General features: G+C 53.8%; 8 protein-coding genes and 3 pseudogenes. 6 read left to right on the forward strand and 5 right to left on the reverse strand.

Annotation, left to right across the window (positions count from 1 at the left end):
- Positions 1-160: 160 nt before the first annotated feature.
- From B7L15_RS18930 to B7L15_RS18955, 6 genes and pseudogenes are all read left to right on the forward strand, one after another.
- Positions 161-1,252: pseudogene (locus B7L15_RS18930) on the forward strand (alkaline phosphatase D family protein); the annotation flags it as partial.
- Positions 1,253-1,375: 123 nt separating this feature from the next.
- Positions 1,376-1,564 (forward strand): annotated as a pseudogene (locus B7L15_RS18935) (amphi-Trp domain-containing protein); the annotation flags it as partial.
- A 278-nt stretch (positions 1,565-1,842) separates the two neighbouring features.
- Positions 1,843-3,207, forward strand: coding sequence for a DegQ family serine endoprotease (locus B7L15_RS18940; RefSeq protein WP_085920454.1), 1,365 nt, complete (start codon positions 1,843-1,845; stop codon positions 3,205-3,207).
- Positions 3,208-3,698: 491 nt separating this feature from the next.
- Complete coding sequence (locus B7L15_RS18945; RefSeq protein WP_085920447.1) at positions 3,699-4,733, forward strand: sodium:calcium antiporter; 1,035 nt, start codon at positions 3,699-3,701, stop codon at positions 4,731-4,733.
- A 204-nt stretch (positions 4,734-4,937) separates the two neighbouring features.
- A complete protein-coding gene (locus B7L15_RS18950; protein WP_085920448.1) occupies positions 4,938-5,972 on the forward strand; it encodes a hypothetical protein in 1,035 nt (344 codons plus the stop codon).
- A 171-nt stretch (positions 5,973-6,143) separates the two neighbouring features.
- Entirely contained in the window at positions 6,144-7,124 is a 981-nt protein-coding gene (locus tag B7L15_RS18955; RefSeq protein WP_085920449.1) for a calcium/sodium antiporter, read from the forward strand.
- Between the two features lie 126 nt (positions 7,125-7,250).
- On the opposite strand, the gene B7L15_RS18960 is transcribed toward B7L15_RS18955, so the two are convergent.
- The 5 genes and pseudogenes from B7L15_RS18960 to B7L15_RS18975 form a co-directional block, all read right to left on the reverse strand.
- Entirely contained in the window at positions 7,251-7,439 is a 189-nt protein-coding gene (locus B7L15_RS18960; protein ID WP_085920450.1) for a hypothetical protein, read from the reverse strand.
- A 55-nt stretch (positions 7,440-7,494) separates the two neighbouring features.
- Positions 7,495-8,058 (reverse strand): retropepsin-like aspartic peptidase RloA3, encoded by a 564-nt coding sequence (gene rloA3, locus B7L15_RS18965; protein ID WP_085920451.1) that lies wholly within the window; start codon positions 8,056-8,058, stop codon positions 7,495-7,497.
- 174 nt (positions 8,059-8,232) lie between these two features.
- A pseudogene (locus tag B7L15_RS20120) lies at positions 8,233-8,373 on the reverse strand (ISL3 family transposase); the annotation flags it as partial.
- A gap of 135 nt (positions 8,374-8,508) precedes the next feature.
- Positions 8,509-10,806, reverse strand: coding sequence for a putative bifunctional diguanylate cyclase/phosphodiesterase (locus tag B7L15_RS18970; RefSeq protein WP_085920452.1), 2,298 nt, complete (start codon positions 10,804-10,806; stop codon positions 8,509-8,511).
- A complete protein-coding gene (locus tag B7L15_RS18975) occupies positions 10,803-12,119 on the reverse strand; it encodes an ATPase domain-containing protein (protein WP_085920453.1) in 1,317 nt (438 codons plus the stop codon). The genes B7L15_RS18970 and B7L15_RS18975 overlap by 4 nt, the downstream gene beginning before the upstream one ends.
- Between the last annotated feature and the right edge of the window lie 108 nt (positions 12,120-12,227).

Consider the following 12,227-nt stretch of genomic DNA (forward strand, 5'->3'; position numbering starts at 1 on the left):
GTGTCTGGCTGCGTCACGGCTTGGAGAGTAGAATTGCTCATGGCGTATCCGTCCTATGTTGGTTGTGATCTGGCGAGATCAATCAACAGGATACGCCACCCTCTCTACTGCCCTCCATACACAAGAACTGAGCTTAACTCGGCGTTTGGTCGAGGTAGCCCAACCGGCGCTGAACGAGGAAATGGCGACATTGTTCCAACGACAACAGGCGGTTATTGATCATTTTGTTCAGGGACTCCCGGCTGGGGCCCGTCTGCTGGCACATGTGCCCTCGCTAATGATCTTCGATGATCACGATATCACCGATGACTGGAACCTCTCCGCCGATTGGGAGCGCACGGCCTATGGCCATCCCTTCTCGCGGCGGATCATCGGTAACGCTCTGTTGGCCTATCTGCTTTGTCAAGGCTGGGGCAATGATCCGAACCGACTAGCTGAGCCGCTGGATGCTGTCGCCAAATTACTGGAAGCTGCGGCTGCCCGGGATGGCTGGCTGCACGAAGAGGATCATGATGCCGTGATTGAACAGTTGCAGCGTTTCCAGGGCTGGGAAGTGCAGGTCGACGGGACGCCGAAGCTGATCATGCTGGATACTCGCACCCGGCGCTGGCGGAGCGAACGCAATCCGAAGTGGCCATCTGGCCTGATGGACTGGGAGGCCCTTTCAGAACTGCAGCAGCAGGTTCTCGACGCCCCCTCCGTGGTGATCGTCTCGCCGGCACCGATGTTCGGCGTTAAGCTGATTGAAGTAATACAGAAACTCTTCACCCTGGCCGGCAAGCCACTGCTGGTGGACGCCGAGAACTGGATGGCCCATCGCGGGGCGGCCAGCGTGATGCTCAACATCTTTCGCCATTCCCGCACTCCGGGGCATTACGTCATTCTCTCTGGCGACGTACACTATTCCTTCGCCTACGACGTCCGCATCCGTCATCGTCGTGAGGGCTCCAAGCTCTGGCAGATCACCTCCAGCGGGATTAAGAATGCCTTCCCCAACACCTTGCTCGATTGGTTCGACCGTGCCAACCGCTGGCTCTATGCGCCGCGCTCGCCACTTAACTGGTTCACCAAGCGTCGGCGCATGGAAATCACTCCACGGGACCCAGACCGGGCTAAATCGGGCGAGCGACTCTGGAACGGCAGTGGCATCGGGCTGGTGGAACTCGATGATCAGGGACGTCCCAGCGACGTTCGACAGCTCGATGGGCGTGGCTTCGATGTGGCCTTTCCTGAAGGAAAACCGGAAAAATGAGCCGCAATTTTGATATATGTAGAAACAAAGACTCCATTAAGCTGCCACGCCTGAATTTTATCTATACAAAAGGAATACATCTATGAGCATCAAGCCTGAACGAGAAACGTAGAGAAAGGATATCCTAAGGATGACTTCGTGGCCAAGCTGAGGCGTCTCGCCGATTCTATTGAGAACGGAGATCGTTTCGATATCCAGATAGATGGAGAGCGCATCTATTTACCGGTGCGCGCCCAGTTCAACATTGAACACGAAGGTTCGGATGATGAAGAAGAGATCGAGTTTCAAATCAAATGGTCGAGGCATTCATAACCATGCGACCATGCTTCAATAGGGCACCAACCGCTGGCCTATCAAACCAATGTAGATAGGCCTAGCTGATTGCGTTGCTAGGTTGTAGTGGCTGGTTTATCAACACATTGCCGATCGCCTAGCGTCATTTTTAACACTCCTGACTGGCGTAGCTGGAACTTTGTAAAAACAGTGGAGTATTAGTGACGCTGTTACACTTCACAGGCGTCAAAGAAGGAGGCAACGTGATCCTTAAAACCAACCCGCTCTCTTGGCTAGTGAGCTTATCGCTGCTGTTGATGACCATAACGCCCGCCATCGCTGATTCAGCGCTCCCAGATTTCACCGCATTGGTCGATAAAGCTGCCCCCGCAGTGGTTAATATCTCCACGACTCGTCAAGTTGACAACGTCACAGCCTCTCGACCATTTGGTGGGCAGGAAGTCCCTGAGGTATTTCGACACTTCTTTGGCGATCGCTTTCCCGTGCCTCCAGGCAGTAGTCCTCAACGGGATCAGGAAATACGTTATTCACTCGGTTCCGGATTCATCTTCCATGAGAATGGCTACATCATGACCAATACGCATGTGGTCAAGGGGGCCGACGAGATTCTGGTGCGCCTCAATGATCGCCGCGAACTTAAAGCTGAGCTGGTTGGGGCTGATGAAAAGACCGATGTGGCAGTTCTTAAGGTTGAGGCTGACAACCTACCTACTTTGGAGCTCAGTGAGTCCTCCAACCTTGAAGTGGGACAGTGGGTGGCCGCGATTGGCTCTCCCTTCGGCTTTGATCACTCTGTCACGTCAGGAATTGTCAGTGCCATCAATCGGACGTTGCCCCAAGATGTTTATGTTCCCTTTATCCAAACCGATGTAGCCATTAACCCTGGCAACTCGGGGGGACCGTTGTTCAATCTCAATGGTGATGTCGTGGGTATTAACTCTCAGATTGTCACCCGCAATGGGGGTTACATGGGCTTATCTTTTGCGATCCCTATCAATGTGGCAATGGATGTCGCCACTCAGCTACGCAAAAAAGGGTATGTGAACCGTGGTTGGCTGGGGGTCAGCATTCAACCAATGACAAAAGACTTGGCTGAATCTTTTGGGATGGAACAAGCCGAAGGGGCTCTGATTGCTGCCCTGGACGCGAGTGGCCCTGCCGCTGATAACGGCCTGCAGGCAGGAGACGTTATTCTTGAAGTTAACGGCCAAGACGTGGATCACTCGACCACCTTACTGCGCCTCATCGGTCAGATAGCACCCGGCGAAGACGTCTCGCTTTCCTTGTTGCGTAACGGTAAGCAAGAGACGGCCACAATAGAAGTGGCCGAGTGGCCGAATGCCGATCGCGGCGAGTCCGGTGGTGAGCCTGCTCGCTTGGGAATTGCTGTTCAGCCGTTAAGTGACACAGAGAAACGTCAGTTTGGCGTTGAACACGGCGTACATATCGTCGAAGTAGACCCGAGAGGGGTTGCTGCCGATGAGGGCATACGCCCCGGGGATGTCTTAATGAGCTTAGATAAGCAACCCGTGAATAGTTCTGAGCAGCTAAATGAGATGCTGACCCGGCTACCTGATGACCAAGTTGTGCCTGTACTGCTCAACCGCGATGGGCGCGCTTATTTCGTGGCTGTGAAGTTGGGCGATGACAAAGGAGAATGACGGTACAATCCGCTAATGGAACGCCCCCGAAGTTTGGGATGAGAGTCCAATCTTCGGGGTGCGGTTCAGTTTCGTCGTGTACATGTTACTGGTAAGGGCCGTCTATATGGCCGCACTTTTGATTACGTTTCCGCTGAGCATTCTGTTTGAGGTCACCGGTTTGATTTTTGGCCCGATGTGGGGATTGGTTTATGCAACACTCGGGACAATGTGTTCTTTGCATAAACGCTGCTGGGACTGTTCTGCAATGGAATCACTTTCAGCATGAATTGCATTTCCTATGATCATGTTTACACTCCAGTTAGCTTTGTATTAGGCATTATAGAATAGTTCAGCTACCTGGTTATGTTCAGGGTAGCTACAGTTGATACGGCGGGATAAGTGGATCAAGGAGCGATTGTGAAGGAGTTTTCCCCTTTTCATACATCGCTGGGTAAGTCGGGCATGAGTCTTTTCGTTATTTGTGGAGCATTAAGCCACAGTGGGTATCCATGCCTGATGTGCTGATCTGGACGTTGGTGGCAGTGGTGGCTACTGCGATCGTGTGGCGCGGTAGCGGCTTGTTAGAGCGCTCCAGTGAGCAGTTGGCGGCCTATTATCGGCTTCCCGACATTGTTCAAGGTGCGGTTGTGGTCGCAGTGGGATCGAGCTTTCCCGAACTCTCGACCACGGTGATCTCAACCCTGGTACATGGTGAGTTCGAACTCGGCGTGGCCGCGATTGTCGGTTCAGCGCTGTTTAACATATTGGTAATTCCCGCTCTATCAGGATTGGTTAGCCGCGAGCCGCTTCAGGTCAACCGTGACCTGGTCTACAAAGAAGCGCACTTCTACATGATCGCGGTGGCGGTGCTAACTCTCACCTTTTCTTTCGCGATTATTTACCAGCCACTACCCAGTACCGACGGCGCCATTCGCGGCGAGTTGACGCGTCCTCTCGCACTGCTTCCAGTGGTTCTCTATGGTCTCTACCTGTTTGTTCAGTATCAAGATACTCTCGACCACGAGGGTGATCAGGACACTCGCGATATCCACCCTGCTCGGGAGTGGGGAGTACTGGCACTCTCGTTGGTAGTGATCTTGATCGGCGTGGAGGGGCTGGTACGGGCCGCCATCAACTTCGGCGATATCTTCGGTACCCCGAGCTTTCTGTGGGGGATAACCGTGGTGGCGGCAGGCACCTCAATCCCGGATGCCTTCGTCTCGATCCGTGCCGCACGCCATGGACGAGGCATTACCAGTATTGCCAATGTACTCGGCAGTAACACCTTCGATTTACTGGTGTGCATTCCCGCCGGTGTCTTGATAGCGGGCGCCGCCGCTATCAACTTTTCCATCGCGGCCCCCATGATGGCGGCGCTCACCGCCGCCACGGTGGTGCTTTTTCTGATGATGCGAACGCGAATGACTCTGTCGCGTCGGGAGTGTGTCGCTCTGCTGGTGATTTATGTGGTTTTTCTTTTCTGGATTGGCGCTGAGACCTTCGGGGTACTTGACTGGGTGCCTAGCCTGCCACCAGCCCCCTGATGTTGAAGCCTGCAGCATCAAAATCAATTGCTTCAATGACATAATGTTTAGACCAAGCGGTAATGCCGAGGTCTACTCCATTCCCGTTGCGAAACGATGTAAAAAATGCGCAAGATGTTGGCACTATATTTTATCGTCCATCTCAGCCGTTAAGTGCACTGATTATTGTGCATTGCTGGCTCCACCAAAGAGAGTGAATCATCCATGACACAAGCGTCCATTCTTCAGCAGGGCACCATCCACTGCTTTCCCGCTGGGCTTCGCGATGAGCAGGGCAAGCTGGTCAATGCAGAGGTGTCCGCCGTGCTATATGACGGTAAGCGGCTCATCCTGGCCAGCGACAAACCAATCCCCGGTGAAGAACGCTCGGCTGTTTTTGCTTTGCCCATGACATCACAGGGCCCCGATGACAGCGAGCTTGATTACTTCACGACACCGCTGATCAAGCAGGCCGTCAAGTATGAAGACTTCGCTCTCACCACGGATGCCCGCTATGTACTGGCCACCACGGGCTTCGATCGGATCGACGATGTCAGTCATGACCTCAACGCCTACAACCACCTGTTGATTTGGCCATTAGGGGAACCCGACAAGGTGCAGGTCGTCGACCCCGATCCCCGGGATGGCGTAGAAGGCTCCCTGGAACTGCGCAACAAGCTCGATCATGCCATTGGTTTTCCCTATTATAAGATCGAAGGCTTAGCGACGATTCCTGGTGAACGCGGCGATGGCCTGTTGCTATTTGGGATCCGTGAACAGGGGCAGGCCCATGATGATTTTGCCTATGTTAGCCGCGTGGTAGGTGCCCACTACGAGATCAGTGATCGGGGCAACCTGGTATTGATCGACGAGATGCGTGAGATCTACACCTTCGATCCGGGCGAACATGAGAGCGTGCGTTTTGAATGTGGCCTCTCTAGCCTGGAGTATGACCCCTATCATGGCCGACTCTACCTGGTGAACAGCTTCGAGACCGAGCAGGAGGGCCCCCATATCGGCGGTTACCTCTGGGTGATCAGCCTTGAGGATCTTCATGCCGGGAAGCGCCCCACACTGGTCACCTCCCCCGAGGGCGACGCACTTGAGTTCGAGCACAAAGCAGAGGGCCTCGCGGTGCTCGATCATGAGCGGCTTTTTGTCGCCTATGACAACGACCGACACCTGGGGCTAGGCAGCGTCGACGAACGAGACGAACGACACGCCTGTGAGGCGCCCTATACCTTGCTTCGCGTTTCCTGACACCGGCTCGCAAGCCATGAATTTATAGCTTTTGAGTCCCACCAATTCATTGTTTTGCGCTAGCAGCAATGTTGCTTTTGTCCTTTCTGATACTCTGATTATGATCAGGGCGAAGACATTGGCAGCTGGTGGGCCATTAACAGCACTATTTTTCACCATTGAGGAAACGCTTTGTTCTTACCCATTCTTGCCATCATCCTAGGGTTTGTCTTGCTCCTGTGGAGCGCCGACCGCTTCATTGAAGGAGCCGCAGCGGTGGCCGCGCACCTTGGGCTCCCGTCACTGGTCATTGGCATGGTGATCGTTGGCTTCGGGACCTCGGCACCGGAAATCCTTGTCTCTATAATGGCGGCCTTGGATGGCAATCCTGATCTAGCACTCGGCAACGCACTGGGATCCAATATCTATAACGTTGGCTTGATCATCGGGGTGTCGGCACTGATCGTGCCGATGGCGGTACATTCGACGATCATCCGTCGTGAGCTTCCGCTGCTTTTTCTGTTTGGCGTGTTAGCCGGCGTGCTGTTCTGGAATGGCGTACTTGGTCGACTCGAATCGCTGCTTCTGCTGGCTGGCTTCTTCGGCTTGATGGGTTGGACAATCTGGACGGCGATGCGTGGCAAGGATGATCCGTTGGCCGCAGAGACCGAGCAAGAGCTCTCCTCACATGCTGCTATGACTCTGGGACGGGCCATCTTGTGGCTTGTCGTTGGCCTGGCACTGCTGCTGCTGAGCTCGCGGATGCTAGTCTGGGGCGCTGTTTCCGTGGCGAGTGCCCTGGGTGTAAGCGACCTCATCATCGGGCTGACTATCGTGGCCCTCGGCACCTCGCTGCCCGAACTGGCATCATCGATTGCCGCGGTTCGCAAGGGTGAGCACGACATCGCCATCGGTAACGTCGTAGGTTCTTGCATGTTCAACTTGCTAGCGGTAGTGGGCATCGCTGGTGTCATAGCGCCGATGGAAACGCTATCATTGGACATCATGTTGCGGGACTGGCCGGTGATGATGGCCATGATCGTGGCGCTGTTTGTCATGGGCTACGGCTTTCGTGGGCGTCAGGGTCGCATCAATCGCATCGAGGCCAGCGTATTGCTGGTCGGGTTGGTGGCCTACAATGTTTGTCTAGCCAATACCGTGCTATCGGCTTAAGCTACCTGCTAAAACGGTCAAACATCAGAAAGCCTCGCCAGTCATCATCAACCGGTGGGGCTTTATGACTAATAAACTGCAAGTTGATCGCGCTTTAGCCGTAAATAAAGCTTACTGCCTGAACGTTTAAAGTCGATCATCAAGGTTTTCTCCAGGACGCTGTTCTGTTGTGTTGCCAGAATTGCCCTGTTTTTGTTGCGGTGTCCGTTTGCCAGAATTGCGATTGCGAAACTTGCTCCAGGCGGATTTGGCTTTCTGTTGGTTTTCTGGCTTACGCAGCCAATTTGCGGCTGCCATCATGATCCACTTCTTCATGCGAACCTCCTGTTTTCCTTTTGAGAGGTGTGTGTGCGTCTTACCATCAGGCCCATTAGATGCCGATGTCTTCGTCGTAGTCATGGTCAGAATGCCGAATCAGTTGGCTATCTTTATCGCAATTAGGGTCATGCAAGAAAGTTTGGGTGACATCGACTTCTCCCAAGCTCTGAATAGTGCGTCGCCCGAGCAGTACCGGATAATTCATGTCATCGCGATCCTCTAGGCTGAACTGCTCCTCATGAAGGGTCTGGCCCATGCAGATCGTCATCAGCACCACGGACCGATGATCCTCCCCACCAGCACCGGTGACTAATAGGTTACGAAACACCGCACGTTCGAAGCTGCGTGATACTACCTCATCAGTCTCTTCGTCTTCGATTTCGACTGTGAAACGCACCCAGTCCACTCCGTCACGTTCGAATGTCTCGATCTCTTCAGCCTGCATTGAGGAGGTAAGTGCACCGGTGTCCAGCTTTACCTTGACTTCGGTACCCCAGGGCTCAAAAGTTGCCGTTTCCACCCAGCCATAGGTTGACTTTTCTGACGCCGTGGCGCTGCCTGTCAGCCCTCCAGCGAAAAGCAACATGCTGGCATAGCATGCTGATGATAATTTCATTTTTGGTTTTCTCCTTGAATAGAATGCTATTTTACCTAGTCTCGCTTTGACCGGGATGCTGCTAAAAAATTCATATGCCCCAGGCCGTGTGCATACCGGTCAGGACTGGAATGAACATTTAATTTTGGTTATCCGGATTAAGTGGTTGACGTTCTCTTCTGATCCACCAAAACCTTATTCTTCCCAGAGGGTTGATAGATCGACGCCGTCGTTCTTCTCGACCGGGGGTAGGCTATTGCTGTAGGGCATGGTGGTCCTGTCCAGAAATGGGGATTCCTTGGTCTGCGGCGTCTTCTTTTTGTGCTTGGTTGTGTATTAGGTGGATCCTTCCCAATCCTACACTAGCTACGATGAACCACTTTGAGCGATGGGAGGACGTTGGCACTTGCTCATTGAGACCGCCAGGTTTCCGAAAATGACCCTCTGTTATTAATGCCCAGACTTAAAAGCTTATTGCTGATCTTTAAGACGCTTCTCCAGCTCGTGAGCGGGAAGCGCGCGGCTAAACCAGAATCCCTGGCCCCAGATGTTGGTACCGGTTGTTTCCAGCAATAATCGGCGTTGTTCATCGGTCTCGATGCCCTCGGCAATGGTGTGCAGATTCAGGCTGGAAGCCATCTGCTGAATGATCGCCACGAGTGCCGCCCCCTTGCTATCCGGTCGACCCAGCTCGCTTATGAAGCTTCTATCGATTTTCAGGGACTGAATTGACAGATGTTGGAGTCGGCTTAGAGAGGAATAACCAGTGCCGAAGTCATCGATGGCGAGCTGAAAGCCTTGTGCATGAAGCTCGTCCAGTAGCATCTCAATAGCTTCTGGGTCGTTCATCAGGGCGTTTTCGGTGACTTCCAGGTGTATCCATCGGGGATCGACATGCGGCCTCACCAGGGCAGCAAAATTCTCCGCGTTACAGCCGGAATGCAGTTGGTTAAGGCTGACGTTGACGGCCATATCCAGGCTGTAACCTAGATCATGCCAAACCTTTAACTGGCGAGCAGCAGTTTCCAGTACCCAGTCACCGAGAGGCTTGATCATTCCGGTTTCTTCGACCACCGGCATGAACGCGCCGGGCATTAAGGTCTTGCCATCTGCCTGCGGCCAGCGAACCAGCGCTTCGACAGCGACAATTCGGCAACTGTCAAGCTCAAATATTGGCTGATAATGAAGTTCGAACGCCTCGTTCTCCAGCGCTTCGCGCAGGCGAGATTCCATGGTAAAGCGCTGCTGGCGGCTGGTTGAGAGGTCTTCTGAAAAGATTAAGTAACGTTTACCACCTAGGCGCTTGGCCTCGAACATGGCCTTGTCGGCATTTTCAATCAACACAGCGGCATTCTGCCCATGTTTAGGATATAAACTGATCCCAATACTGGCGCTGACATGGTGGGTGCAGTCGCCCGTCGTTAGAGGTTCTTCCAGGTGAGCGATAATCCGATTGGCCAGTGCGACAGCATTGGAGACGAGCTGTTCATGTGTCGCATTACCCCCTTGGCGAGGGTCATGATTCATCAAGACGATAAATTCGTCGCCGCCCTGGCGAATTACCTGGTCGTCATTGCGTACTGCCCTTTTCAGACGTTGTCCAATTTGAATGAGGACACGGTCACCAACTTCATGGCCCAAAGCGTCGTTGATCAGCTTGAAGCGATCAAGATCAATAAACAGCACTGCACCGCAGGTATCGGTGTGCTCAGGGGTGCCCAGCATCCCATCCAACGAATGGATGAGGTGGCGCCGATTGGGCAGGCCGGTCAATGCATCGGTGTAGGCTAGGTAATGGATTTTGGCAGTTTGATGTTCGCTTTCGCGCAGGGTGCGTAAAGCCTTCAGGCCGAACAACAGGTTGTCAGCAAGCCGCTCTAGCAATTGGCGTTCCTCTTGACCGAAATACCCCAAGGTCCGGGAGTAGATAGCCAAACAGCCTGGGGGGCCAGACTCGAAAATCAACGGCAGAGTGATGGCTGAGGCAAGGCCGTGAAGGCGAGCACGCTCCCTGAGGCGAGTTAGAGAAGGTTCATGGGCGATGTCGTTGACGACAATGGTCTTACCCGAACGTAGTGTTTGGCCGACCGTTCCTGACCCCTTGAGGTCCTGGCCCCAGCCGAGCTTAAGCTCAGAAAGAAAGGCGGTGGCTGGCCCGGCACTAGCATGAACCTCAATGGGCTTGTCAGCCTGGTCGATGGCAAAACCTACCCACGCTAGGTCGTAGTTTTCTTCCTCGACGATTGTCTGGCACAACGAGCTGAGCATCTCATCTTCGCTCTTGGCGCGGACCACGACACTGTCGCAGGCGTTCAAGGTTCGTAGTGCACTGACAACGCCTGCTAGCTGTTGGCGATTAAGTTCCTGTTCCTGCGACAGGGTACGGAGGCGAAGCAGGTTGTTGATACGTGCTGAAAGCTCTGCCTTAGTGGTTGGAATGCGCAGGATGTCATCGACACTATGGCCCAACTCGGCGGTTACTCTCGGCGGGATTTGAGTTCGGCTGTCGGCGACCAGCAGTACAGGCAGTTTTATCGGAGCTGCCTGGCTTCGCAGATGTAGTATCTTTTTATGGTAATACTGCAGTGATGCCGTATCTGCGACGAGCAAATCGCTGCCCAACGCCAGTTCGTTGCTTTCATCACCGACGACATCCTGCATATAAAAGTCCTGTTCAAGCATTCGCTTGAGGAGGTCGGCATTGGCCCTATTCGCCAGGGCGATGCCCATGATGGGCTTGTCTTGGAGTTTGTGTTCGCGAGCCGTCACGTAATGCCACTACTTTGATTGGGTTGAACGATTTCCGGTACGCCACTCATCAGACCACGCATGCCATGTAACGGCCGACCGACCTGAAGCCCGTCCTGGGTGATATCAAACTCGCGTAGAGCTTTTTCGAAGCTGCCGGTCCGCTTCTTGAGTACACCGATTGTTTTGCGCAGTTCGCCGTCCAGCTCGATGTAGCGAAGCATGAAGATGTTGTCGGCGACATAGCTTAGGCCATATTCCGTCACGCGAGCCTGCGTGCCGGTAATCGTAAAGAGCTCGTTAACAAGCACTACGGTTACGCCCATGTTGACCAGATAGCGGCACAATGCGTGAACGCGAGCCTGTAAGTTCTCGCCGCACATCGACTGCTGGTACCCTGATAAGCTGTCGATCATGACCATGGTCGTACCGGCTTCCTCGACCTCGTTGCGGACACTTGCGGAGAATTGGTCGGGATGATAGTGCAAGGGCTCGATGGCTTCGAAGCGCAGGTTACCCTTTTCAATCATGTCCTCAATTGGCCACCCTATTTGCTGGCAGCGGGTGAAAAAAGTGGATGCGTTCTCATCGAAATTGTAAATCACGGCCCGCTCACCGCTAGTCGCGGCCTGGTTCATCAGTTGCGTGCCTAGCGTGGTTTTTCCCACACCGGTAGGTCCAGACAGCAGGGTCACCGTGCCGCGCTCGATACCGCCATGGGTGAGTGCGTCTAGCTCTGAGAGGCCTGAACTGATCTGAGTGTGTGCGGTAGCACGGAAAAAGTGATTGGGCATCAGGCGTGGGAAAAGTGTCATGCCGCCCTTGCCAAGCATGTAGAAGTGCGAGCCTTCTTCGAAGTCTGAACCGCGCAGTTTGGTGATCTGGCAAAGCCGCCCGTATTCTGTGGGCTCAAGGTTTATCACCCCGTCGCTTAAGAAGGGGAGGGCCTTGTCGTCCTCGTCGGTGCTTTCTTCCGAGGTAAACATGACCGTTGCCCCTTCGCTGGTCAGCGTGCGCAACAACGACACAACCTGCTTGCGAAACTGAAAAGTATCGGCAGACATGTAACGCATCTGGCTGAGCGAATCGATCAGGATGCGTTTAGGCCTGTGCTTATGAACATGGTCGATAATCCTGTCGTTGATGCTGTTGCCTTCAACGTCCCAGCTCTCCAGCAAGTTATAGGTATTACTGGCATCACCAGCCTTGCCGGGTGAAACGTCCAAGATGCTTACATCGTCAAGTGACAGACCGCTTCGTCTGGCGTTGTCGCGCAGTTGATCTTCGGCTTCTCCTAGCCCGGATTTCTCATAGTACCTCAGCCAGTACCGCACTCAGGCTGTAACATCACTAAACACCTACTGGCTCGACTTACATCGGCTACTTTTTAACCACTTTCCGTCGTTCAGACACACTTCCCCCTTCCCCCCATTGCGTCGGGC

This window comes from Halomonas sp. CSM-2, assembly GCF_002119345.1.
GTDB classification, from domain to species: Bacteria; Pseudomonadota; Gammaproteobacteria; order Pseudomonadales; family Halomonadaceae; genus Vreelandella; species Vreelandella janggokensis.

Excerpts from the sequence above, each read along its gene's own strand:
- B7L15_RS18940 (WP_085920454.1), top strand. The coding sequence starts at position 1,843 with ATGACCATAACGCCCGCCATCGCTGATTCAGCGCTCCCAGATTTCACC.
- B7L15_RS18945 (WP_085920447.1), top strand. The coding sequence starts at position 3,699 with ATGCCTGATGTGCTGATCTGGACGTTGGTGGCAGTGGTGGCTACTGCG.
- B7L15_RS18950 (WP_085920448.1), top strand. The coding sequence starts at position 4,938 with ATGACACAAGCGTCCATTCTTCAGCAGGGCACCATCCACTGCTTTCCC.
- B7L15_RS18960 (WP_085920450.1), bottom strand. The coding sequence starts at position 7,439 with ATGAAGAAGTGGATCATGATGGCAGCCGCAAATTGGCTGCGTAAGCCA.
- rloA3 (WP_085920451.1), bottom strand. The coding sequence starts at position 8,058 with ATGAAATTATCATCAGCATGCTATGCCAGCATGTTGCTTTTCGCTGGA.